Annotated in this window: 24 protein-coding genes; 4 read left to right on the top strand and 20 right to left on the bottom strand. The window is 61.3% G+C overall.

Translation table 11 applies throughout. From position 1 onward, the window contains the following. Nucleotides 1-233 precede the first annotated feature (233 nt). The 10 genes from J5M66_RS08130 to ubiE all read right to left on the bottom strand — a co-directional run bounded on the left by J5M66_RS08130 (nucleotide 234) and on the right by ubiE (nucleotide 8,437). Nucleotides 234-2,150, bottom strand: coding sequence for a methyl-accepting chemotaxis protein (locus J5M66_RS08130; protein ID WP_024011252.1), 1,917 nt, complete (start codon nucleotides 2,148-2,150; stop codon nucleotides 234-236). A gap of 204 nt (nucleotides 2,151-2,354) precedes the next feature. Continuing rightward, complete coding sequence (locus tag J5M66_RS08125) at nucleotides 2,355-3,062, bottom strand: 16S rRNA (uracil(1498)-N(3))-methyltransferase (RefSeq protein ID WP_207807671.1); 708 nt, start codon at nucleotides 3,060-3,062, stop codon at nucleotides 2,355-2,357. After that, nucleotides 3,059-3,850, bottom strand: coding sequence for a twin-arginine translocase subunit TatC (gene tatC / locus J5M66_RS08120; RefSeq protein ID WP_207807672.1), 792 nt, complete (start codon nucleotides 3,848-3,850; stop codon nucleotides 3,059-3,061). Before tatC ends, J5M66_RS08125 begins: the two co-directional genes overlap by 4 nt. After that, nucleotides 3,847-4,278, bottom strand: a complete 432-nt coding sequence (gene tatB, locus J5M66_RS08115; protein ID WP_207807673.1) for a Sec-independent protein translocase protein TatB — start codon at nucleotides 4,276-4,278, stop codon at nucleotides 3,847-3,849. The genes tatC and tatB overlap by 4 nt, the downstream gene beginning before the upstream one ends. 10 nt (nucleotides 4,279-4,288) lie before the next feature. Beyond that, on the bottom strand, nucleotides 4,289-4,570 hold the full coding sequence (locus tag J5M66_RS08110) for a twin-arginine translocase TatA/TatE family subunit (protein ID WP_039756649.1): 282 nt from the start codon (nucleotides 4,568-4,570) through the stop codon (nucleotides 4,289-4,291). Between the two features lie 25 nt (nucleotides 4,571-4,595). Beyond that, entirely contained in the window at nucleotides 4,596-4,928 is a 333-nt protein-coding gene (locus J5M66_RS08105; RefSeq protein ID WP_003220849.1) for a phosphoribosyl-ATP diphosphatase, read from the bottom strand. After that, a complete protein-coding gene (gene hisI, locus J5M66_RS08100) occupies nucleotides 4,921-5,322 on the bottom strand; it encodes a phosphoribosyl-AMP cyclohydrolase (RefSeq protein WP_007899278.1) in 402 nt (133 codons plus the stop codon). Before hisI ends, J5M66_RS08105 begins: the two co-directional genes overlap by 8 nt. Before the next feature lie 120 nt (nucleotides 5,323-5,442). Next, nucleotides 5,443-7,047: a ubiquinone biosynthesis regulatory protein kinase UbiB gene (gene ubiB, locus J5M66_RS08095; protein ID WP_110602570.1), complete on the bottom strand. Its 1,605-nt coding sequence runs from the start codon at nucleotides 7,045-7,047 to the stop codon at nucleotides 5,443-5,445. After that, on the bottom strand, nucleotides 7,044-7,667 hold the full coding sequence (locus tag J5M66_RS08090) for an SCP2 domain-containing protein (protein WP_110602572.1): 624 nt from the start codon (nucleotides 7,665-7,667) through the stop codon (nucleotides 7,044-7,046). The genes ubiB and J5M66_RS08090 overlap by 4 nt, the downstream gene beginning before the upstream one ends. After that, nucleotides 7,667-8,437, bottom strand: coding sequence for a bifunctional demethylmenaquinone methyltransferase/2-methoxy-6-polyprenyl-1,4-benzoquinol methylase UbiE (gene ubiE, locus J5M66_RS08085; RefSeq protein WP_016772069.1), 771 nt, complete (start codon nucleotides 8,435-8,437; stop codon nucleotides 7,667-7,669). Before ubiE ends, J5M66_RS08090 begins: the two co-directional genes overlap by 1 nt. 154 nt (nucleotides 8,438-8,591) lie before the next feature. Here ubiE and J5M66_RS08080 point away from each other — a divergent pair, with 154 nt between their 5' ends. The 3 genes from J5M66_RS08080 to J5M66_RS08070 all read left to right on the top strand — a co-directional run bounded on the left by J5M66_RS08080 (nucleotide 8,592) and on the right by J5M66_RS08070 (nucleotide 10,436). Continuing rightward, nucleotides 8,592-8,867, top strand: a complete 276-nt coding sequence (locus J5M66_RS08080; RefSeq protein WP_110602574.1) for a polyhydroxyalkanoic acid system family protein — start codon at nucleotides 8,592-8,594, stop codon at nucleotides 8,865-8,867. Nucleotides 8,868-9,097: 230 nt separating this feature from the next. Then, nucleotides 9,098-9,520, top strand: coding sequence for a phasin family protein (locus J5M66_RS08075; protein WP_110602576.1), 423 nt, complete (start codon nucleotides 9,098-9,100; stop codon nucleotides 9,518-9,520). Nucleotides 9,521-9,530: 10 nt separating this feature from the next. Next, nucleotides 9,531-10,436 (top strand): phasin family protein, encoded by a 906-nt coding sequence (locus J5M66_RS08070; protein ID WP_110602578.1) that lies wholly within the window; start codon nucleotides 9,531-9,533, stop codon nucleotides 10,434-10,436. A gap of 200 nt (nucleotides 10,437-10,636) precedes the next feature. Here the strand turns inward: J5M66_RS08070 and J5M66_RS08065 are convergent, their stop codons facing one another. From J5M66_RS08065 to argS, 9 genes are all read right to left on the bottom strand, one after another. Then, nucleotides 10,637-11,257: a TetR/AcrR family transcriptional regulator gene (locus tag J5M66_RS08065; protein WP_110602580.1), complete on the bottom strand. Its 621-nt coding sequence runs from the start codon at nucleotides 11,255-11,257 to the stop codon at nucleotides 10,637-10,639. 30 nt (nucleotides 11,258-11,287) lie between these two features. Next, on the bottom strand, nucleotides 11,288-12,970 hold the full coding sequence (phaC, locus tag J5M66_RS08060; protein WP_110602582.1) for a class II poly(R)-hydroxyalkanoic acid synthase: 1,683 nt from the start codon (nucleotides 12,968-12,970) through the stop codon (nucleotides 11,288-11,290). A gap of 140 nt (nucleotides 12,971-13,110) precedes the next feature. Continuing rightward, complete coding sequence (gene phaZ / locus J5M66_RS08055) at nucleotides 13,111-13,965, bottom strand: poly(3-hydroxyalkanoate) depolymerase (RefSeq protein WP_016772063.1); 855 nt, start codon at nucleotides 13,963-13,965, stop codon at nucleotides 13,111-13,113. A 94-nt stretch (nucleotides 13,966-14,059) separates the two neighbouring features. Then, entirely contained in the window at nucleotides 14,060-15,739 is a 1,680-nt protein-coding gene (phaC, locus tag J5M66_RS08050) for a class II poly(R)-hydroxyalkanoic acid synthase (protein WP_207807674.1), read from the bottom strand. A gap of 257 nt (nucleotides 15,740-15,996) precedes the next feature. Beyond that, complete coding sequence (locus J5M66_RS08045; RefSeq protein ID WP_016772061.1) at nucleotides 15,997-16,368, bottom strand: DUF971 domain-containing protein; 372 nt, start codon at nucleotides 16,366-16,368, stop codon at nucleotides 15,997-15,999. Between the two features lie 77 nt (nucleotides 16,369-16,445). Continuing rightward, nucleotides 16,446-17,783 (bottom strand): ATP-dependent protease ATPase subunit HslU, encoded by a 1,338-nt coding sequence (hslU, locus tag J5M66_RS08040; RefSeq protein WP_016772060.1) that lies wholly within the window; start codon nucleotides 17,781-17,783, stop codon nucleotides 16,446-16,448. A gap of 55 nt (nucleotides 17,784-17,838) precedes the next feature. Further along, entirely contained in the window at nucleotides 17,839-18,369 is a 531-nt protein-coding gene (gene hslV / locus J5M66_RS08035; protein WP_007968352.1) for an ATP-dependent protease subunit HslV, read from the bottom strand. Nucleotides 18,370-18,659: 290 nt separating this feature from the next. Continuing rightward, nucleotides 18,660-19,370, bottom strand: a complete 711-nt coding sequence (locus tag J5M66_RS08030; RefSeq protein ID WP_016772059.1) for an SPOR domain-containing protein — start codon at nucleotides 19,368-19,370, stop codon at nucleotides 18,660-18,662. 1 nt (nucleotide 19,371) lies between these two features. Continuing rightward, complete coding sequence (gene argS, locus J5M66_RS08025) at nucleotides 19,372-21,108, bottom strand: arginine--tRNA ligase (protein ID WP_024011262.1); 1,737 nt, start codon at nucleotides 21,106-21,108, stop codon at nucleotides 19,372-19,374. On the opposite strand from argS, the gene J5M66_RS27160 reads away from it, so the two are divergent. After that, entirely contained in the window at nucleotides 21,107-21,229 is a 123-nt protein-coding gene (locus J5M66_RS27160) for a hypothetical protein (protein WP_016772057.1), read from the top strand. The genes argS and J5M66_RS27160 overlap by 2 nt on opposite strands. A 118-nt stretch (nucleotides 21,230-21,347) precedes the next feature. Here the strand turns inward: J5M66_RS27160 and J5M66_RS08020 are convergent, their stop codons facing one another. Then, entirely contained in the window at nucleotides 21,348-23,567 is a 2,220-nt protein-coding gene (locus J5M66_RS08020; protein WP_123444018.1) for a primosomal protein N', read from the bottom strand. Nucleotides 23,568-23,759 lie beyond the last annotated feature (192 nt).

Raw genomic sequence — 23,759 nt, 5'->3', positions numbered from 1 at the left:
TTCAGCGGGGTTTTTTTATGTCCGCTGATTTGCGAACAAATCCGGATAAAGCCTAAAACCAGTGCATAGCATCCGTCGCCAAATTGGCGCGCCCGTTACCTACGACGCGCAAACCGCGCCGCTGCCTTCGCGAGCAGGCTCGCTCCCACCTTGGAATGCGTTTCCCTGTGGGAGCGAGCCTGCTCGCGAATGGCATCACCTCGGTTACAGGCGAACCGAGGTTGTGCATCAACTCAGACTTTGAAACGGCCGACCAGCATCTGCAGATGCGTGCCCAGTCGCGCCAGTTCAACGCTGGATGCGGCAGTCTCCTCGCTCGCCGCCGAGGTCTGATCCGACACATCGCGCACGTTCAGCACGCTGCGGTTGATCTCTTCGGCCACGGCGCTCTGCTGCTCGGCAGCGGCGGCGATTTGCTGGTTCATCGCCTGGATCGCCGAGACGGTGCGAGTGATGCTCTCCAGTGAGCCGCCGGCGCGCCGGGTCAGCTCGACGCTGCTGTCGGTGAGGCTGCGGCTGTTGTCCATGATCGTCGCCACTTGCTGGGTACCGTTTTGCAGACCGACGATCAGCTCCTCGATCTCTTCCGTGGACTTCTGCGTGCGCTGGGCGAGGCTGCGAACTTCGTCGGCAACCACGGCGAAACCACGTCCGGCTTCACCGGCGCGGGCCGCTTCGATGGCGGCGTTGAGGGCCAGCAGGTTGGTTTGCTGGGCCACCGACTTGATCACATCGAGGACGCTGCCGATCTTGTCGCTTTCACGCTTGAGCTCGCCCATGGCTTCGGTGGAGTGGCCGACCTCGACCGCCAAACGTTCGATCTGGGCGATGGCTTCGCCGACGACCTTGTCACCTTCGCGGGCCTGTTGATCAGCGGCGACAGCGGCCTCAGAAGCTTCTTCAGCGTTGCGCGCGACTTCCTGCACGGTAGCCGCCATTTCGTTCATAGCGGTGGCGACCTGATCGGTCTCGATCTTCTGATTATTGACCCCGGCGCTGGTCTGCTCAGTCACCGCGGATAGCTCTTCAGCGGCGCTGGCGATCTGCGTGACGCCGTCGCTGATACCGCCGATCAACTCGCGAAGGCCCTGGGTCATGCTTTGCATCGAGCGCTGCAATTGTCCGAGTTCGTCGCGACGCAGGGAAACCAGGTTGTGGGTCAGGTCGCCAGCGGCCACGCGCTCGGCGACTTTCAGGGTCTGGGTCAGCGGAATGATGATTTGTCGGGTGATCGCCCAAGCGGCAATCAGACCGAAGGCCAGTGCCAGCGCAGTGGCGACCAGCAGCATGTTCTTGGCATGGGCAGCATCGGTGTCGCGCACCACGGTTTGCGATTCAGTGAGCTTCTTGCTGACCGACATCAGGATCTCGCCCTGAGCCGACATGTTCGCCAGTGCAGCAGTGTTCTTGACCTGCGAATCACGGAATTGAGCGACGGCGGCGCGATAGGCCTTGAGCGAGTCGGTGGCCTGCTGCAGGTTGGCGATGTGCTGCTCTGGCACGCGGGTCGGCAGGCTTTCGAGGTTTTTCAGGGCGTTGTCGATGGCGGTCAGCGCCGGTTGCTCGGCATCGGCCTTGCCGCTGTAGGTGTAGCCGCGCACCTGATAGCGCGCCTGCTGCAACAGTTTGCTGAGTTCGATCACCGCGTTGTATTGGGCGACGCTGTCGCCTTGCAGCAGCGCACTTTCGACTTCGCCGACCTTGGCCACGGCGTTGTCGGCATTGGCGCCAAGCTTGCTCCGCGCATCTTCACGCTGGACGGTGGCCTGGGTCATTTCGCCGAAGGCGCGTTTGTATTCGGCGACCGCAGCAAGCTGTTGATCGACCATCGCCACATCGGATGGCTGCTCGATCATGCCGCGTGCCGATTGCAGACCGCTTTCGAGTTTGCTGAGCAATTCATTGACCGCGCCCGGACCCTGTTCACCACGACGCATGTCGTAGTCCATGCGCGCCAGGCGCAGGTCTTTGGTCAGCTCATTGAGGCTGGAAATGAAGCCGAGCTTGTCGCCACGGCTGATGATGCCGCTCATGCCGGTCCAGCCGGTGAAAGTGATCAACAGCGTCAGCAACAGCACCAGGCCGAAACCGATGCCCAGCTTGCGTTTGACGCTGACGTTTCCAAGACTCTCGGCTAACCAACGGTACATGCGACCACTCCCTTCGGACCACTTGATTGGACTTATAGGGGCTGTATCGGCTGGGTGATGGCAATCTGTAACGCCACTTGTCTGCGACTGTAGGGGCTTGTAGGAGCTGACGAGTGCAACGAGGCTGCGATCCTTTGATCTTGTTTTTAAACAAGATCAAAGGATCGCAGCCTTCGGCAGCTCCTACACAGGATCGGTGTCGCGCTAGAACAGGCGTGCAAGCAGGGCGGTGACGGCGGTTTCGACGCGCAGGATGCGCTCGCCCAGTTGCACCGGTTGCAGGCCGGATTTGGCCAGCAGATCGATTTCGTAGGGAATCCAGCCACCCTCGGGGCCGATGGCCAGGGTCACCGGTTCGCTCAGAGCGCGCGGGCAGGGCGGGAAGTTGCCGGGGTGGCCTACCAGGCCGAGGGTGCCCTCGGCGATCGCCGGCATGCGATCTTCAACAAAAGGCTTGAAGCGCTTTTCGATGACGATCTCCGGCAACACCGTATCGCGAGCCTGTTCGAGCCCGAGGATCAACTGCTCACGAATCGCTTCCGGCTCCAGAAATGGCGTCTGCCAGAAGCTTTTTTCGACGCGATAGCTGTTGACCAGAATCACCTTGGCCACGCCCATGGTCGCGACGGTCTGGAACACGCGGCGGAGCATTTTCGGCCGGGGCAGGGCCAGCACCAGGGTCAGCGGCAGTTTGGCCGGCGGTGGCTGATCGAGGTTGACGCGCAGCTCCGCTTCGCCGGCTTCCAGACGCAGCAACTCGGCCGAACCCATCAACCCGTTGATGCGCCCGACGCGCAGGCTGTCGCCGACTTCCGAACGATGCACTTCCTGCATGTGGATCAGGCGGCGATCACGCAGAATCACGCGGTCGGCCGCAATGAAGTCGGCCTCTTCGAGCAGCAGCAGGTTCATGCCTGGGTCGCTGGCGGCTGGTCGTTGTGGTCGTCGGCCGGCGTTTCGTCCGGGCGTTCGCGCTTGCTGACCAGCGCGCCGAAAAGGATGCCGATTTCGAACAGCATCCACATCGGCACAGCCAGCAGGGTCTGCGAAAAGATGTCCGGCGGGGTCAGGATCATGCCGACCACGAAGCAGCCGATGATCACGTACGGGCGGATCTTCTTCAGGTATTTGACGTCGACCACGCCGATCCACACCAGCAGGACTACGGCCACCGGAATCTCGAACGCCACGCCGAAGGCGAAGAACAGCGTCATGACGAAATCGAGGTAGCTGGCGATGTCGGTCATCATTTCCACGCCGGCCGGGGTGGCAGCGGCGAAAAACTTGAAGATCAGCGGAAATACGAAGTAATAGGCGAACGCCATGCCGATGTAGAAGAGCAGGATGCTGGAGATCAGCAGCGGCACCGCGACGCGTTTTTCATGCTTGTACAGGCCTGGCGCAATAAAGCCCCAGATCTGATGCAGGATCACCGGAATCGCAAGGAACAGCGAAACCATCATCGTCAGTTTCAGCGGCGTCAGGAACGGCGACGACACGTCGGTGGCGATCATCGTCGCGCCGACCGGCAGGTACTGGCGCAGCGGCGTCGAGACGAAGGTGTAGATCTGCTGGGTGAACGCGAACAGCCCGGCAAAGATAATGAAGGTCGCCGCCACGCAACGCAGCAGGCGGGTGCGCAACTCGGTGAGGTGCGAAACCAGCGGCATGTGCTGGTCGTTTTCGGGGAGATCGCTCATGGGGCTCGCGGCGGCAAAGTGGTGTCGTGAGGCGCAGGTGTGATCGGCGCGGTATTCGAGGCTACGTGTTCAACCGACGTTTCTGCGGGAGCGGATTGTGTCGGCGCGACAACAGGCGCAGGCGCCGTCGGCGCATGAATCGTCGGCTCAGCGGGCGGCTGCGCCGGCGACGGCTCCTGCTGGTTCGGATTGAAGATCTTCCGCGCCTCTTGCTCCAGCGACAGAATATGTTCGTTGTGCAGTTGCCGACGGATCTCGTCGGCACCGATTTCACGTTCAACTTCCTGTTTGATCGCGTTGAAGCTGCGCTTCAGGCGGCCGACCCACAGACCGGCGGTGCGCGCCGCGCCCGGCAGGCGCTCGGGGCCGAGCACCAGCAGGGCGACGAGGCCGACGAGCAGCAGTTCAGAGAAGCTGATACCAAACATTAGTCAGTGCTCACACGTCTTTGCGGATCGGCTCTTCGACTTTTTGCGCCTGCACGTCGATGGTGTGCGGCGGGTTGGCCTGAGCGGTGGTTTGCGGCTGCACCGGTGGCACTGGCTGGGCCGGCGGGGTCACGTTCGGTTCGGTCGGTTTTTCGTCGTCGTTCATGGCTTTGCGAAAGCCCTTGATCGACTCGCCAACGTCGGTTCCGAGGTTTTTCAGTTTCTTGGTACCGAACACCAGCACCACGACAATCAGAATGACGACCCAGTGTTTCCAGTCAAAAATGCCCATGTGGCGATTCCTCTCTAAAAGTTGTTCAGGCGGACGGACGCGAGGCTTTCTCGACGTGTCCGGACAGGCCGAAGCGACGGTCCAGTTCATCCAGCACGGCCTGCGGATGCTGCCCCAGTTGGGCGAGCATGACCATGCTGTGGAACCACAGGTCGGCGGTCTCGTAGATCACATCACTGCAATCGCCGCTGATCGCGGCATCCTTGGCGGCAATAATGGTTTCGACCGACTCTTCGCCGACTTTCTCCAGAATCTTGTTCAGCCCCTTGTGATACAGGCTGGCGACATACGAGCTGTCGGCGGCTGCGCCTTTGCGCTCTTCAAGTACCTGAGCGAGGCGGGTCAGGGTGTCACTCATGTGTGTGTCCTGCGGAATAGATAGCGTGCGGGTCTTTCAGCACCGGGTCGACCGTTTTCCAGTCGCCGTTTTCGAAGACCCGGTAAAAGCAGCTTTGACGGCCGGTGTGGCAGGCGATGTCGCCGATCTGTTCAACCATCAGGATGATCACGTCGGCGTCACAGTCCAGGCGCATCTCATGCAGGGTCTGCACATGGCCGGACTCTTCGCCCTTGCGCCACAGCTTGCCACGGGAACGTGACCAGTAGATTGCACGATTCTCCGCAGCGGTCAGTTCCAGCGCTTCGCGGTTCATCCAGGCCATCATCAATACGCGCCCGGTCTTGTGATCCTGGGCAATCGCCGGCACCAGGCCGTCAGCGTCCCACTTGATCTCGTCCAGCCAGTTTTTCATCTTCAATTCCTGAAAAGCAGCTTCGAGTTTCAAGCTTCAAGCTGCAAGTAAAAGCAGGTTGCGGTGTTCCGGTGTCGTCAAGCTTGCAGCTGGCAGCTTATAACTTGCAGCTGATTCGTGCTATCGGCGAACGACCAGATACAAACCGACCGCGATCATGATTCCGGCGGGCCAGTGCGACCAATCGGTCAACGGACCACCCGCTGCGAGGATCGCGCCGCCGGCCAGATGCGCGCAGCCGAGCAGGCGCAGGAACCAGTCGTCCTTGCGTTTGCGCCACGGCGGCGGTGGGTCTTTGGCGTGGGGTTGCGACATGCGTTCGAGCAGATCGCGGGCCATGTTCGACAGGTGCGGAATCTGCTCCAGCTGGCTCTGCACGTTGCCCAGCAAGGCTTTCGGGCTGACGCGTTCGCGCATCCAGCGCTCGAGAAACGGCTGCGCGGTGTTCCACAGATCCAGATCCGGGTACAGCTGACGCCCGAGGCCTTCGATGTTCAGCAAGGTCTTCTGCAACAGCACCAGTTGCGGCTGCACTTCCATGTTGAAACGGCGAGCGGTCTGGAACAGGCGCATCAGCACCTGGCCAAATGAAATATCTTTTAACGGTTTTTCGAAGATCGGCTCGCACACCGTACGGATCGCCGCTTCGAATTCGTTGAGTTTGGTTTCCGCCGGCACCCAGCCCGAATCGATGTGCAACTGCGCCACACGGCGGTAGTCACGCTTGAAGAAGGCGAACAGGTTGCGCGCCAGATAATCCTGGTCTTCCGGGGTCAGGCTGCCGACGATGCCGCAGTCAATCGCGATGTATTGCGGGCTCCACGGATTGACCGTGCTGACGAAAATGTTGCCTGGGTGCATGTCGGCGTGGAAGAAGCTGTCGCGGAATACCTGCGTGAAGAAAATCTCCACGCCGCGCTCGGCGAGCATTTTCATGTCGGTGCGCTGGTCGGCGAGTGTCGCCAGATCGGTGACCTGAATGCCGTAGATGCGCTCCATGACCAGCACTTTCGGCCGGCACCAGTCCCAATAGACTTGCGGTACATAAAGCAGCTGCGAGCCTTCGAAGTTGCGGCGCAACTGGCTGGCGTTGGCCGCCTCGCGCAACAGATCGAGTTCGTCGTAAATGGTCTTTTCGTAATCCTGCACCACGTCGACCGGGTGCAGCAGGCGCGCGTCAGCGGAGAATTTTTCCGCCGCGCGGGCGAGGATGAACAGCCATGCCAGATCCTGCGCGATGATCGGTTTCAGGCCTGGGCGAATAACCTTGACCACGACTTCTTCGCCACTTTTCAGCTGCGCCGCATGCACCTGCGCCACCGAGGCCGAGGCCAGAGGGGCGACGTCGAAACGGCTGAACACTTCGCTGATTTTCTTGCCCAGCTGTTCTTCGATCAGCTTGATCGACACTTGCGAATCGAACGGCGGCACGCGGTCCTGCAGCAGCATCAGCTCATCGGCGATGTCTTCCGGCAACAGGTCGCGGCGAGTCGAAAGAATCTGCCCGAACTTGATGAAGATCGGCCCCAGATCCTGCAACGCCAGACGCAAGCGCGCACCACGGTTGAGTTCCAGCGGTTTGCGCGGCAGCCAGCGCCACGGCAGCAAAAAGCGCACGGCCAGAAGGAACCAGGGCAGTGGCAGATCGAACAGCAGGTCATCGAGGCGGTAGCGGATCACGACGCGCTGGATGCGCAACAGACGGCGGACGGCAAGCAGCTTCATGCGTTATCGCTTGGGTCGAGGGATCGGGAAAGGCGCTCGAAACGCGCCTCGAGTCGTTCCAGATCAAGTTTGATCCGGTCCAGTTCGCTGAACCGCGCTTCGGCTTCGCGCTGCCCGACGAGGGTGCGCGATTCTTCGGCGAGGTATTCGGCAAGATTCTGGTTGAGGCTGGCAAATCCTTGTTGATACCAGCGTGCGCGGCTGCGCAGATGGCCACCGAGCAATTGCGTGGCGACCGGGCCGAGCCAGCGCGAGAGTTCGTACTCCCAGTCCAGCTCAAGATCCTGAAGCACGCCGGCCAGCTCCAGCAACACACCGCTGTCGCCATCGAGCTCGACTTCCGGTGCGTGCAGCACCGCGGTCTTGTCTTTGCTCAGGGCCAGTTTCACCAGGCTTGAGGCCGGTGCACGCAACGTGCAATCTACATCCGCTGCCCACTGCGAGGCGAGCATCAAGCCTTCGTCGCTGGGCAGGATGAACAGTTGCAGCGCCGGGCTGCGGCAGTCGACGGCAATCACCTTGCCGGCCAAATGCGCCAGACGCGGCAGCGCCGTGCTGTCGAGACGCAGCACCCGGTTGAGGCCGAGTTCGACGCTGGCGAGCAGCCCGGTGAGCACCATCAGGGTTTGATGCCGCGGTGCAGGGCGACGATGCCTGCGGTCATGTTGTGATAGGTCACGCGGTCGAAACCGGCCTCGACCATCATCGACTTCAGGGTTTCCTGATTCGGGTGCATGCGGATCGATTCGGCCAGGTAGCGATAGCTTTCCGAATCGTTGGTGATCAGCTTGCCCATCAGCGGCATGAAGGCGAACGAGTAGGCGTCGTAGGCTTTCGACATCAGCGCGTTGGTCGGCTTGGAGAATTCCAGCACCAGCAGGCGTCCGCCGGGCTTGAGCACGCGCAGCATCGAACGCAGCGCGTCCTCTTTGTGCGTCACGTTGCGCAGACCGAAGGCGATGGTCACGCAGTCGAAATGGTTGTCCGGGAACGGCAGTTTTTCCGCGTCGGCCTGGACGAATTCGACGTTGCCGGCAACGCCCAGATCGAGCAGACGATCACGGCCGACCTTGAGCATCGACTCGTTGATGTCGGCCAGCACGACCTGGCCGGTCGGGCCGACGAGGTTCGAGAACTTGCGGGTCAGGTCGCCGGTGCCACCGGCGATGTCGAGCACGCGGTTGCCGCTGCGCACGCCGGAAAGCTCGATCGCGAAACGCTTCCACAGACGGTGCATGCCGCCCGACAGAAGGTCGTTCATCAGGTCGTATTTAGCGGCTACGGAATGGAAAACCTCAGCGACTTTTTCCGCTTTCTGGCTTTCCGGAACGTTTTTGAAGCCGAAGTGAGTGGTGGGTTCGGCATCGCTGCCTTTGCGCTGATCAGTCATATCGCTGTCACCAAAAGAGAATGCGCGACATTCTAATCCCCAAGCCATGCTTTGTCTTGGAATGGCTAAAGGTAAGATGGGCAGCCTTCGGGACGATTTGCCGCAGATGCGGTCAAGATTCAACGTCAGCCATTCAATCATCAGGAGTCATTCCATGGCCAAAATCAGTGTTGAGCGCGCCCACACCCTGGGCAAGGACGCCGCCCGCGAAAAGGCCGACAAACTGGCCAAAAAGCTCAACGAACAATACGGCCTTGAGCCGCAATGGTCGGGCGACACCCTGAACCTCAAGCGCTCCGGCGTGAAAGGTGAAGTGCATGTGGCGGACGATTCGATCAGGGTCGACGTCGAGCTGGGCCTGATGATGTCGGCCATGAGCGGCATGATCAAAGGCGAGATCGAGAAGGCGTTGGATAAAGCCCTGGCCTGATTCCCAGATTGAAATCCAGTCCCCTGTGGGAGCGAGCCTGCTCGCGAAAGCGGTCTTTCAGTCAGATTATCCGTGACTGACAAACTGCTTTCGCGAGCAGGCTCGCTCCCACATTTGTTTAGAGTTGCTCCAGCTGGTTAGGGTGCCCTTTCTAATTTTTCTCCCTACTTTGTGCCTGAGCCCGACACTCGTCCGGCAGTTCCTCAAACCTTCTGCGCGTGAGGTGCACCATGGCCAAAGTCATTTTGAAGAAAAAAATCGACGCTTCGACTTCCACTCTGAGCGACGTCAAATCCTATGCCCGCAAGATCTGGCTGGCAGGCCTGGGCGCCTACACCAAGGTCGGCCAGGAGGGCAGCGAGTACTTTCAAGAACTCGTGGCCGCCGGTCAAACCGTTGAAAAGAAAGGCAAAAAAGCCGTTAGCGAAAAACTCCTCGCGGCCAACGCCGAGATCGATGACGCGGCCACGCAGGTCAGCTCGTTCAAGGGTCGCGTTGAAGTTCAGCTCGACAAGGTTGAGAAGGCCTTCGACAACCGTGTGGCCAGCGCCTTGAATCGGATCGGCATTCCGTCTAAACATGACGTTGAGGCACTCTCTGCTAAGCTCGATGAGCTGACGGCATTGCTCGAACGCGTCGCGCGAAAATCTTAAGGAGAACGGGATGGCTGGCAAAAAGAACACCGATAAAGAAAGCAGCTCGTGGGTCGGGAAGGTCGAGTCCTACTCCCGCAAAATCTGGCTGGCTGGTTTAGGCGTGTACTCGAAGATCGACACTGACGGCAGCAAACTCTTCGATGCATTGGTCAAAGACGGCGAGAAAGCCGAGAAGCTCACCAAGACTGCCGTCGGCAAGAAAGTCGAGGACTCGACCTCTTCGGCCAAGTCGCGCATCAGCGGCGTGAAAGACCGCGCCATGGGCAAGTGGGACGAGCTGGAAGGCGCTTTCGACAAGCGCCTGAACAGTGCGATTTCGCGCCTGGGTGTGCCGAGCCGCAATGAGGTGAAGGCGCTCAACGCCAAGGTCGACACGCTGACCAAACAGATCGAAAAACTCACCGGTCTGAAAGCTCAGCCTGTGGCGGCGAAAACCGCTGCGGCGAAACCTGCCACTAAAACTGCAGCAGCCAAACCTGCGGCGAAAACCGCAGCCAAGCCACTGACCAAAGCAGCGGCGAAACCTGCTGCAAAAGCTGCGGCCAAAACTGCAGCCGCCAAGCCTGCGGCCAAAGCGGCACCCAAACCGGTTGCCGCCAAAGCCGCTGCGAAACCGGCAACCAAAGCAGCAGCAAAACCTGCGGCTAAAGCTGCAGCGAAACCAGCGGCCAAGCCAGCAGCGAAAACTGCTGCCGCCAAACCCGCTGCGAAGCCTGCGGCCAAACCGGCTGCGGCGAAAAAGCCTGCAGTGAAAAAACCGGCTGCGCCGAAAGCCGCTGCGCCGAAACCGGCCGCCGCACCATCGACTGCTCCAACAGCGCCGGCCAACGCGGCAAACTCCGCTGCGGCGCCTACGGCAGCCGCTACTCCGACTGCAGCATCGACACCGTCGACGCCATCCAGTCAGTCCTGATTTCAGGGCAAATCAAAAACGCCCGGCCTGTGAAGGTCGGGCGTTTTTGTTTGTGGAGATTATCTCGATCACTGCAAGTCCCTGTGGGAGCGAGCCTGCTCGCGAAAGCGGTGGATCAGTTACACAGGCATCAGCTGAAAGTTTGCATTCGCGAGCAGGCTCGCTCCCACATTGGATTGTGAGTAGGCGCAGCGTTCGGGTCAGTCGTGATCCTCGAGGTATTGCAGCGCCATCCGCTCTGTAGCCACCTTCACTGGCGGCAGCAAATGCGGCGCCACCAGCATCATGATCTGATAAACCACCAACCTGACCTCTCCCTCACGATCAATAATCCGCTGGTAATCCAGCGAGAACAGCAGCGTCATGGTCACCTGCTCGACCAGTTGCCCCAGCGCCTGGGTATCGCTGACCAGTTGCCCCGAAGCCTTCAAGCGCGCTAACAACGACGCTAGCGTCCGCTTCAGCGCATTGAGCAGATTGCGAATTCCCTTGGCCAGTTTCGGCAAGCGGCCGGCGAGGTTCGACAGGTCCTGGAACAGGAACCGGTATTGCGCCAGGCGCTCGACGATCAAATGCAGAAACAGCCAGTAATCCTCCGGCGCCAGTTCAACGTCCGGCGGCGGGTCGAGCAGGGGCGCGAGCTCGTGCTGGAAGCGTTCGAACAGACCGAGAATCAGCGGTTCCTTACCGTGGAAGTGGTAGTAGAGATTGCCCGGGCTGATCCCCATTTCGTTGGCCACCTCCATGGTGGAAACGTTCGGCTCACCCTTTTCGTTGAACAGTTGCAGTGCACATTCGAGGATCCGGTCGCGGGTTTTCATCCAGTCTTCTTAGAAAATTTCGGTTGAGCGTCAGCGCACATGCACATAGGTGCCGGGTGCCGCTTCCATCGGTGGATAGTTCGGATTGCCGAGGGTGGTGCGAGTCTCATTCAGGGCGCCGGAGCGCTGCGCGACCCATTCCAGCCACTGCGGCCACCAGCTGCCGTCGACGTGTTTGGCATCGTAGTACCAGGCACGCGGGTCGCTGCTCAGTTTGGCGTTCTCGACGTAGGCAGCTTTCGGGTTGCTCGGCGGGTTGAGGATGCTCTGCACGTGACCGCTGTTGGACAGCACGAAACGTCGCTCGCCACCGAGCAGCAGGGTCGAGCGATACACCGCGTCCCACGGCGTGATGTGGTCGTTCATGCCGGCGACGCTGAAGCTGTCGACATTGACCTTCTGCAGATCGATCGGCGTACCGCACACCTCGAGACCGCCCGCGTGGATCAGCGGGTTGTGCTTGAAGAAGTCCAGCAGATCGCCGTGCAGCGCCGCCGGCAGGCGGGTGTTGTCATTGTTCCAGTAGAGGATGTCGAAGGCTGGCGGCTCCTTGCCCAGCAGGTAGTTGTTGACGAAGTAGCTCCAGATCAAATCGTTGGGGCGCATCCAGGCGAAGACCTTGGCGATGTCGCGACCGTCGAGCACGCCTCGCTGGTACGAGCGACGCTTGGCCGCTTCCAGTGTTTGCTCATCGGCGAACAGCGTGGCCGGGGTTTCGATCTGGCTGTCGAGCAAACTGACCAGGTACGTCGCGCTGGCGACCCGGCGCAGTTGCCGTTTGGCCTGCAAGTGCCCTTGCAGGGCGGCGATGGTCAGGCCGCCGGCGCAGGCGCCCATCAGGTTGACTTCGCGGGCGCCGGTAATCGCCCGGCAGATGTTCATCGCTTCTTCGACCGCTTCGACGTAACTCGACAGGCCCCACTCGCGATGGCGCACATCAGGATTGCGCCAACTGATCATGAAGGTCTGCAGGCTGTTTTTCAGGGCGTACTGGACGAAGCTGTTCTGCGGGCTTAGGTCGAAGATGTAGTACTTGTTGATTTGCGGCGGCACCACCAGCAGCGGCTTGGCGTACTGCTTTTCGCTCATCGATTTGTACTGGATCAGCTCGAACATTTCATTGCGAAAGACCACCGATCCGCTGGTGGTCGCCACGGTTTTGCCGACCTCGAACGCCTGCCTGGTCACTTGCCGGGGCAGGCCGTCGTTGTGCAGCAGATCATCAAACAAATGGCTCAGGCCACGCACCAGACTCTGCCCGCCGGAATTGAACAGCTCCTTGACCGCCAGCGGATTGAGCAGGGTGTTGGAGGGCGCTACGGCGTCATTGAGCAGGGTGAAAGCGAAGTGCGCACGGGCACGATCTTCAGGGCTCATGTCGCCTTCATCGATCCAGCTCTTGACCTGTTTCTGCCAGGCCAGATACGCCTGCAGGCTGCGCCGGTAGAACGGGTTGAGGCTCCACGCCGGATCGGCGAAGCGGCTGTCTTGCGGATTGGTCGGGTGCAGGGTTTCGCCGAGCAGCACGCGGCCCAACTGTCCGCCAAGCTTCAGCGCATGCTTTGCGCTGTGCAACGGATTGCGCAAGCCGTGGGCGGCGACGCTGCGCAGGGTCGACAGCAGATCCCTGCCGCGCAGACCGGCGATCGCACTCTGGGCGTTGATAAACACGGCGGGGCTGGGCACCACGCCCGTCGCTGGTTTTTCGCGCATGACTCAACACTCCTTCGTCTTCAGGGCAAAAACACACTCACCGAACCAGAACACCATAGACGCTGTTACCGGTTGCTGCCTGCGCGGCGTCCTGCCGCGCGCTTGATTTGAAAAGTGCTGCATAAAGCAGGCCGCCGCGATCAGCCGCCCAGCGGGGTCGGATGCGGGTGCATGACTGCGCGCAGACGCTCCTCTTCGAGAAACTTCATGATGATCGGCGCCACCGCTTCGGCGCGGGTAATCAGGAACAGATGGCCGTCATCGATGATGTGCAACTGCGCGTTGGGAATGCGCCAGGCGAGCATGCGCATGTTGATCAGCGGAATCAGCGGATCGTCATCGCCGGCCAGCACCAGCGTCGGCTGATGGATCTTGTGCAGCCAGTGGATGCTGGTCCAGCCGAGGCCGGCGAACAGCTGCCAGTAGTAACCGAGCTTGCCCGCCGAGCGCACTTTTGCCGCATGGCTGGCAGCCAGCGTCGGGTCGCGACGGAACGAGCCGCCGTAGATCATCGGCGCGATGCGAATCACATGGGATGGCTGAATGTAGCGGCGCGGGCTCGCCATCATCCACAGCACTTTCGGCTTGCCCGGGACCATCACCGCACCGGCCGCGGTCGCCGCCAGTACCAGTTTCTTGCAGCGCTCGGGGTAGTCGTAGGCAAACTGCTGCGCCAGGGCGCCGCCCCACGACACGCCGATCACATTGACCTGACCGTAGTCGAGATAGTCGAGCATCCGCGCCGTCAGTTTGGCCAGGCCGGGGAAGCGATACGGTCGGTTCGGCGTCGACGAGCCACCGACCCCGGGCACGTCGAAGGCGATCACTTCCAGATCCGGGTCGAGCGCTGCGACAAACGGAAACACCAGCTCCAGGTTGGCACCGATGCCGTTGAAGATCAGCAGAGGCGTCAAATGAGGCTTGCCGGGACGCACCGCCGTGCGGAGGGTCTGGCCATCCAGATCGACGGTGCGGAATATGAACGGTTGCGGCATGGGTCAAACCCTTCGGGTCAGTTGGGAGCAGCTGCAAGCCGCAAGCTTCAAGCAGAACCCGCTCAGCTTGTCGCTCGCAGCTTGAAACTTGCCGCTATCTCTCATGTACGTAAGTGCCTGGCGAAGCCTCGCCTGCCGGGTAGGCTTTGTTGCCCAGTTTCGCCGGGGCCTTTTTCAGGTTGCCCGAGCGTTCGGCCAGCCATGCCTGCCAGTACAGCCACCAGGAATCGGTGTGCTTGGTCGAGTTTTCCTGCCAGTCATCGGCAGTCGCCGCCATCTCTTCGCTGGTCATGTAGCGCGATTTCGGATTGCCCGGCGGGTTGAGGATGCTCTGAATATGGCCGCTGCTCGACAGCACGAATTCGACTTTGCCGCCGAACAGCTGCGCCGACTTGTAGCAGGACTTCCACGGCGTGATGTGATCGTTGGTGCCGGCCAGCGAGAAGATGTCGGCGGTGACCTGCTTGAGGTCGATCGGCGTGCCGCACACTTCCAGTGCATTGGCGCGGATCAGTGGATTGTTTTTGAACATCTCGATCAGGTCGCCGTGGAACGCAGCGGGCAGGCGGGTGGTGTCGTTGTTCCAGAACAGGATGTCGAACACCGGCGGCTCGTTGCCGAGCAGGTAGTTGTTGACCCAGTAGTTCCAGATCAGATCGTTGGGGCGCATCCAGGCGAAGACCTTGGCCATGTCTTTGCCTTCGAGCACGCCGGCCTGGTAGGAGTGGCGCTTGGCGGTCTCCAGGGTCTGCTCATCGACGAACAGGGCGACATCGCTGTCCAGAGTGGTGTCGAGCACGCTGACCAGCAGGGTGAGGGCGTTGACCTTGTTCTGGCCGAGCGCGGCGTAGTGGCCGAGCAGGGCGGTGCAGGTGATGCCGCCGGAGCAGGCGCCGAGCATGTTGACGTCTTTGCTGCCGGTGATCGCCGTGACTACGTCGACGGCTTCTTTCAGCGCTTCGATGTAGGTCGACAGGCCCCACTCGCGCTGGGCTTTGGTCGGGTTGCGCCAGCTGATGATGAAGGTCGGCACATTGTTGCGCAGGCAGAAGCGCGCCAGGCTCTTGTCCGGGCTCAAGTCGAAAACGTAGAACTTGTTGATCTGCGGCGGCACTACCAGCAGCGGGCGCTCGTGGACCTGCTCGGTGATCGGCCGGTACTGGATCAGCTCCAGCACATCATTGCGGAACACCACCGCGCCTTCGGTGACGCCGAGGCTCTTGCCGACCTCGAACGCGCCCATGTTGACCTGGCTCGGCATGCCGCCGTTGTGCACCAGATCCTTGGCCAGATGCGAGAGGCCATCGAGCAGGCTTTTGCCGCCGGTTTCGAAAAAGCGTTTGACCGCCGCCGGGTTGGCCGCCGTGTTGGTCGGCGCCATGGCTTCGGTCATCAGGTTGATGACGAAATGCCCGCGAGCGATGTCCTTGGGGGACAGGCTGCTGTCATCGATCCAGGCATGCAGTTCCTTGCGCCAGGCCAGGTAGGTTTGCAGATAACGTTTGTACAGCGGGTTCTGGCTCCACGCCGGGTCGGCAAAACGGCGGTCGTCACCGGCCGGTTGCAGCGCGGATTTACCCAGCAGCACGTTCTTCAGCTCGAGGCCGAAATGGGTCACGTGCCTGACGCTGTGAATCGGTTGTCTGATGGCCTGTTTCAGCACCATTCGAGCAGAGGCCAGCAGATCCTTTCCGCGCAGCCCGACGACGGGGTTAAGCCCCAGAGTGTTTTCCGAGGCTTGGTACTTCAGGTCATCGTTATTCTTGTCACTCATCTACGACGCTCCATTGTCCTGAGACGAGTACCCGGTTTCACGCTGTCGCTTCCACAGCCAATGCCGGGTACTACTGCTCGGGTGACCGTTGATTCTGCATAGCTGCTTTACAGTCGTAGAGCACTGCAGGGAACTTGCCAGCTCCATTGGTTACCCGAGTTTAATTTTTTTCGCAAGCGGCCGATCCGGGGCCGTATGCGCGGAGCATTCAAACAGATGAAGTTAGAAAATGCCCTCTAAAGAGCAAGAGCCACGGCCTAGAGCATCAGCTTGACGAACGACTCGTTCGGATCGCGGGATTTTCCGGCAGCGCGCAGCTCGGCAAGATAATCGTCCCAGAGTTCGTTCTGGCGCTTGCCGAGTTCGTAGAGGTATTCCCAAGTGAACAGGCCGCTGTCGTGACCGTCGTCGAAGGTCAGTTTCAGTGCATAGTTGCCAGCCGGTTCCAGCTTGCTCAGACCCACGTTGAGCTTGCCGAATTGCAGGATCGGTTTGCCGTGGCCCTGGACCTCGGCGGAGGGAGAGTGCACGCGCAGAAACTCGGCGGGCAGAGTGTATTCCTCGCCGGACGCGTAAGTGAGCGTCAGGGTTTTCGAGGCTTTGTGCAGTTTGATGTCGGTGGGAATCATGAAAAACAGCCTTTAGCTGCAAGCTACAAGTTGCAAGCTTAACTCAGCTTACCGCTTGTAGCTTGTAGCTTGCCGCTCTACAGAATGTAGCGGGACAGATCTTCGTTCTGCGCCAATTCGCCGAGGTGGCTGTTGACGTAGTCGGCGTCGATCAGAATCGCCTTGTCATCGTGAGCGCTGGCCAGGTCGCCGGCGCTGAACGACACCTCTTCGAGCAGACGCTCAAGCAGGGTGTGCAGGCGACGGGCACCGATGTTCTCGGTCTTCTCGTTGACCTGCCAGGCGATCTCCGCCAGACGCTTGATGCCCTCGGGCTGGAACTGGATGTTCAGGCCTTCGGTCTTCAGCAGCGCGCAGTATTGCTCGGTGAGCGAGGCGTGCGGTTCGCTGAGGATGCGTTCGAAGTCTTCCGGGCTCAGCGCCTTGAGCTCGACGCGGATCGGCAGACGGCCTTGCAGCTCCGGCACCAGATCGCTTGGCTTGCTCAGGTGGAACGCACCGGAAGCGATGAACAGGATGTGGTCAGTCTTGACCATGCCCAGCTTGGTGTTGACGGTGCAGCCCTCGATCAGCGGCAGCAGGTCGCGCTGTACGCCTTCGCGGGAAACATCGGCGCCGCCGACATTGCCGCGCTTGGCGACCTTGTCGATCTCGTCGATGAAGACGATACCGTGCTGTTCGACCGCTTCCAGCGCCTTGGCCTTCAGCTCTTCTTCGTTGACCAGACGCCCGGCTTCTTCATCGCGCACCAGTTTCAGCGCTTCCTTGACCTTGAGCTTGCGCGACTTCTTCTTGCCCTTGCCCATGTTGGCAAACAGCGATTGCAGCTGGTTGGTCATCTCTTCCATGCCCGGCGGCGTGGCGATTTCGATGCCGGAGACTTCGGCGACTTCGATCTCGATTTCCTTGTCGTCCAGCTGGCCTTCGCGCAGGCGCTTGCGGAACAGCTGACGGGTGTTGGAATCGGAGCTCGGCGCTTCTTCGTTGCTGAAGCCCATGCGTGCCGGCGGCAGCAACGCGTCGAGGATGCGATCCTCGGCGGCGTCTTCGGCGCGGTGGCGTACGCGGGTCATTTCCTGCTCGCGGAGCATCTTGATCGCGGCATCGGCCAGATCACGGATGATCGACTCGACGTCACGGCCGACATAACCGACTTCGGTGAATTTGGTTGCTTCGACCTTGATGAACGGCGCATTGGCCAGTTTCGCCAGGCGACGGGCGATCTCGGTTTTACCGACACCGGTCGGGCCGATCATCAGGATGTTCTTCGGGGTCACCTCAACGCGCAGCTCTTCAGGCAGCTGCATGCGGCGCCAGCGGTTGCGCAGGGCAATCGCGACGGCGCGCTTGGCATCGTCCTGGCCGATGATGTGGCGGTTGAGTTCGTGGACGATTTCGCGGGGAGTCATGGACATAGTAATTGACGGTCCTCAAGCAGAAACAAGCCGTGGCACATGGGCCGCAACAGGCTTATTCAGCGAGATCCTGCTCCTCAATGGTCTGGGTGTGGTTGGTGAATACGCAGATGTCGCCAGCGATGCCGAGAGCGGTTTCGACGATCTCGCGCGCCGACAGGTCGGTCTTTTTCAGCAGGGCGCTGGCGGCGGCTTGCGCGTAGGCGCCGCCGGAACCCATGGCGATCAGGCCATCTTCGGGTTCGACCACGTCACCGTTGCCGGTGATGATCAGCGAGGCATCTTTGTTGGCAACCGCGAGCATCGCTTCGAGGCGGCTCAGGGAGCGGTCGGTGCGCCATTCCTTGGCGAGTTCGACGGCGGCGCGGATCAGGTGACCCTGATGTTTTTCGAGCTGGCCTTCGAAACGTTCGAACAGGGTGAAGGCGTCGGCGGTGGCACCGGCGAAACCGGCGATGACCTGGCCGTGGTACAGGCGACGGACCTTTTTGGCGTTGCCTTTCATCACGGTGTTGCCGAGAGAAACCTGGCCGTCGCCGCCCATGACGACTTTGCCGTGGCGGCGGACTGAAACGATGGTGGTCAAGGGAAGAGTCTCCACGCAGCGGGGCGAAAATGCCTTATGCCCATTCATATGGGGGTGCTGGAGGGGATTTCAACCGGTAGGGGCGATGGGAGACGAATGGTGTGTGTGATGACTGTGGCGAGGGGATTTATCCCCGTTCGGCTGCGAAGCAGTCGCGAAACCATCATTTGCGGTATGCCTGCGGCACCGCAATGGCTGGTTTCAGGGCTGCTCCGCAGCCAAACGGGGATAAATCCCCTCGCCACAAAGTTTGAAGGTCACCTGCAAGTTGCAGCTGACCTCTGAGAGCCTTAGCGGCTCTGGCGTTGTTGTAACAACAGGTTGCTGAAGCCCGCACCAGCCAGTTGTTTCTGCGCCGTGGTCAGTTGTTCACGGTTGCTGAACGGGCCGACCAAGACGCGGTACCAGGTTTCATCCTTGACCGTGCCGGACTCCACCGCGACGGCTTGGCCGAGCAGAATGATCTGCGCACGCACCTTGTCAGCATCGGTTTCCTTGCGGAACGAACCGGCCTGGAGGAAGAACTTGGTCACTGGCGCGGCCTTGCTCACGGGTGGCGCTGGCGGCGGCGTGATCCCGGCAAGAGCCGCTTGAGCCCGTGCGGTGTCGATCTTCGCCGCTTCGGCCGGGGTTACCGGCGTGGTCGGGATGGCCGGCACTTGCGGCGTCGGCAGGGTCTTCTCCGGTACCGCGTCCGGCGGCACGATCACTTCCGATTCCGGCAGCAAGGTGTAGAAGTCGTACTTCGGCTTCACCGGTTGCGTCGGGCTCGGCGGGGTCTTGTTGGCCTCGGCGATCTTCGACGCTTTTTGCTGCTGTTCGACTTTCTCGCGCTTGACCGTGTCGCTGCCCTTGCCCGGTTCCAGTTTCATCAGAAACACGATGAACGCGCCGACGGTCAGGCCGATGGCCATCCACAGCCAGCCCGGAATCGGTTGTTTCGCCGGGGCCTGATAGCGGCTGGCGCCGCGTTTGGGTGCAGGTTTTTTCTTGGCAGCCAACTTACATACGCTCCAGAGTTTCCAGACCCAACAGCTCCAGGCCTTGCTTGAGGGTGCGACCGGTCAGTGCGGCCAGACGCAGACGGCTCTGCATCTGCGCCGGGGTGTCGGCGGCGAGGATCGGGCAGTTCTCGTAGAAGCTGGAGAACAGGCCGGCGACGTCGTACAGGTAGGTGCAGAGAATGTGCGGCGTGCCTTTTTCAGCGACGTTGTTCAACACTTCGCCGAACTGCGCCAGCTTCGCCGCCAGCTCCTGCTCGTGCGCCGCTTCGAGGACGATCTGGCCGTCGACTTCGCTGAAGTCCTTGCCCAGTTTGCGGAACACACCGGCCACGCGGGTGTAGGCGTAAAGCAGGTATGGCGCGGTGTTGCCCTCGAAGTTGAGCATCAGGTCGAAGTTGAAGCTGTAGTCGCTGGTGCGATGCTTGGACAGGTCGGCGTATTTCACCGCGCCGATGCCGACGACCTTGGCGATGTTGCGCAACTCGTCTTCGGCCAGAGTCGGGTTCTTCTCTTTCACCAGGTTGTAGGCACGTTCCTGGGCTTCGGTCAGCAGGTCGATCAGCTTCACGGTGCCGCCATCACGGGTCTTGAACGGACGGCCATCGGCGCCGTTCATGGTACCGAAACCCATGTGTTCCATTTCCATCGGATGGGTGACGAAACCGGCCTTGCGCGCCACCGCGAAGACCTGCTGGAAGTGCAGGGCCTGGCGCTGGTCGACGAAATACAACGCGCGATCAGCCTTAAGCTTGCCGCTGCGGTAGCGCACGGCCGCCAGGTCAGTGGTGGCGTACAGGTAACCGCCATCGGCCTTGACGATGATCACCGGCAGCGGATCGCCATCGGCGTTCTTGAACTCGTCGAGGAACACGCACTGGGCGCCGTTGCTCTCGACCAGCATGCCGGCAGCCTTGAGGTCGTTGACCACATTGATCAGGTCATCGTTATAGGCACTTTCGCCCATGACGTCGGCCATGGTCAGTTTGACGTTGAGCAGTTCGTAGATCTTCTGGCAGTGCGACAGCGAGATGTCCTTGAACTTGGTCCACAGCGCCAGGCATTCGGCATCGCCAGCCTGCAACTTGACCACCAGGCCACGGGCGCGGTCGGCGAATTCTTCGGACTCGTCGAAACGCTGCTTGGCCGCACGGTAGAAGTTTTCCAGGTCGGACAGCTCGTCGCTGGTGATCGGGTTTTCCTGCAGATAAGCCATCAGCATGCCGAACTGAGTGCCCCAGTCGCCGACGTGATTCTGGCGGATCACCTCGTCGCCGAGGAACTCAAGCACCCGGGCCACGCCGTCGCCGATGATGGTCGAGCGCAAGTGGCCGACGTGCATCTCTTTGGCCAGGTTCGGCGCCGACAGATCGACCACGGTGCGCTGCGCCGGGCCGGCCTTGCGCACGCCGACACGGGCGTCGGCCAGCGCGGCGTCGAGGCGCGAGGCCAGGGCCTGGGTGTTCTGGAAGAAATTGATGAAGCCCGGGCCGGCGATTTCGGCCTTGGTGACGTTCTCGTCAGCGGGCAGGGCGGCGATGATTTTCTCCGCCAGATCGCGCGGCTTCATGCCGGCAGGCTTGGCCAGCATCATGGCGATGTTGCTGGCGAAGTCGCCGTGGGTCTTGTCGCGGGCGTTCTCCACCTGGATCGCCGGCGTCAGGCCTTCAGGCAACACACCTTCGTTGACGAGTTGGGTGAGGGCTTGCTGGATCAGCTGGCGAATGGTGTCTTTCATGGTCTTCTCTTTCGACCGCAAGCGCGGCGGGCGCATCGATGCGCGGGTGGAAAAACTGGGCATTATCCGTTGCGAAGACGGGCTTGCCAACCTTAGCAGGCAGGATGTGGATATGTGGTGACAAAAAGTCCGCTTTCGCGAGCAGGCTCGCTCCCACAAGGTTTTGCGCAGGACCCACAAGGTATGTACGGCGCTGATCCACTGTGGGAGCGAGCCTGCTCGCGAAAGCGATCTTCAGCTCAATACAGATCCACCGGATCAACATCCAGCGACCAGCGCACTGCCCGCCCACTCGGCATCTGCTCCAGCATCAGCATCCAGCTGGCCAGCAAGCGGTGCAACGGCGCCCGCGCGGTCGCCTGCAACAACAGTTGCGCGCGATAACGCCCGGCACGGCGCTCCATCGGTGCCGGCACCGGCCCGAGCAGCTCGATGCCGCTCAGATTCAATTCGGCCAGCAGGCGTTCGGCCTCGCTGCACGCTTCATCGAGAAAGCCTTCCGCCTGCCCTGGCTTGTGCGCTTCGGCACGCAACAGTGCCAGATGGGCGAACGGCGGCAATCCGGCGGCGCGGCGTTCGCTCAGGGCTTGTTCGGCGAAGGCGAAATAACCCTGCTCGGTCAGTTGCACCAATAAAGGGTGGTCGGCCAAATGCGTCTGGATGATCACCTTGCCCGGCTCCTCCGCCCGGCCGGCGCGCCCGGCGACCTGGACGATCAACTGCGCCATGCGCTCGCTGGCGCGGAAGTCGCCGGAGAACAGGCCGCCGTCGGCATCCAGAATCGACACCAGCGTCACCCGTGGGAAGTGGTGCCCTTTGGCCAACATCTGCGTGCCGACCAGAATGCACGGCTGACCCTTTTGAATCGTCGCAAACAGCTGATTCATCGCGTCCTTGCGCGATGTACTGTCGCGATCGACGCGCAGTACCGGGTAATCCGGAAACAGAATCGCCAAGCGTTCTTCGGCGCGTTCGGTGCCGGCACCGACCGGGCGCAGATCGACCTTGCTGCATTTCGGGCATTGGCGCGGTGTGCGCTCAACGTTGCCGCAGTGGTGACAGCGCAACTCGCCGTAACGCTGGTGCACGGTCATGCGCGCATCGCAGCGCGAGCACTCGGACATCCAGCCGCAATCGTGGCAGAGCAGGGTCGGGGCAAAGCCGCGCCGGTTGAGGAACACCAGCACCTGCTGGCCGTTGGCGAGGGTCTGGCCGATGGCTTGCTGCATCGGTCCGGAAATACCGCTGTCGAGCGGACGGCTTTTCACGTCCAGACGCAGGAAGCGCGGTTGCTTGGCGCCGCCAGCGCGTTCGTTCAGGCGTAACAGGCCGTAGCGCCCCGTGTAAGCGTTGTGCAGGCTCTCCAGCGACGGCGTGGCGGAGCCGAGCACGATCGGGATGTTTTCCTGCCGCGCGCGTACCAGCGCCAGATCGCGAGCGTGGTAGCGCAGGCCTTCCTGCTGTTTATAGGAGCCGTCGTGTTCTTCATCGATGATGATCAGCCCGGGATTTTTCATCGGCGTGAACAGCGCCGAACGGGTGCCGATAATAATGTCGGCCTCGCCATCACGGGCGGCGAGCCAGGCTTCCAGGCGTTCGCGATCATTTACCGCCGAGTGCAGCAGGGCGATGCGCGCATTGAAGCGCTGTTCGAAACGCGCCAGGGTCTGCGGGCCGAGGTTGATTTCCGGGATCAGCACCAGTGCCTGTTTGCCGGCTTCGAGGGTCTCGCGTATCAGCTGCAGATAGACTTCGGTCTTGCCGCTGCCGGTGACGCCGGCCAGGAGAAAAGCGTGGTAACTGTCGAAGCCGGCGCGAATCGCTTCATACGCCGCGCGCTGTTCGCTGTTGAGCGGCAGCTCCGGTTGCGCCAGCCAATGTTCATGGCGAACGCCGGGGGCGTGGCGGCGGATTTCGACCTGCACCAGTCCCTTGGCCAGCAGCAGATCGAGGCTGTCCTTGCTCAGCATCAGTTTGCTCAACAACTGATGGGCGACGCCGTGAGGATGCTGGGCCAGCGTGGTCAGCGCCTCGCGCTGGCGTGGCGCACGGGCGACTCGCGGGTCGTCAACGCTGGCGCCGGGGGCAATCGACCAGAAGCGTTCCTGCCGGGCCTCGGCCAGCTCGCCCTGACGCAGCAGCACCGGCAAGGCCCAGTTCAAGGTGTCGCCGAGGCTGTGCTGATAATACTGCGCCGTCCACAGGCACAGCTTGAACAGCGCCGGCGGCAGCGGTGAAGTCGAGTCGAGGAGGGCCAGTGCCGGTTTGAGTTTTTCTGCCGGCACCTCGCTGGTGTCGGTGACCTCGACCAGAATCCCGATCATCTCGCGCCGGCCGAACGGCACCCGCAGGCGCATGCCCGGCTGCAATTGCTCGCGCCGCACCCCGGCCGGCGCCCGGTAATCGAACAGGCGGCGCAGAGGCGAAGGCAGGGCAAGGCGCAGAATGGCGTCGGGCACGCGGGGGGATCTCTATAAACGCGAAAGAAGGGTTGAACGCAGATCAATTGTGGGAGCGAGCTCGCTCGCGAAGGCGGTGTATCAGACGCTTGGACATTGACTGACACAACGCATTCGCGAGCAAGCTCGCTCCCACAGGGGAATGCGTTCAAGGCCGGGAGCCTAGCAGACGGTCGGTCTCGGTGACAGCTT

The organism is Pseudomonas sp. 67(2021) (assembly GCF_017491835.1).
Lineage (GTDB): Bacteria > Pseudomonadota > Gammaproteobacteria > Pseudomonadales > Pseudomonadaceae > Aquipseudomonas > Aquipseudomonas atacamensis.
Note: the sequence above shows the minus strand (reverse complement) of the source record. Positions and strands in the feature narration are given on the sequence as shown.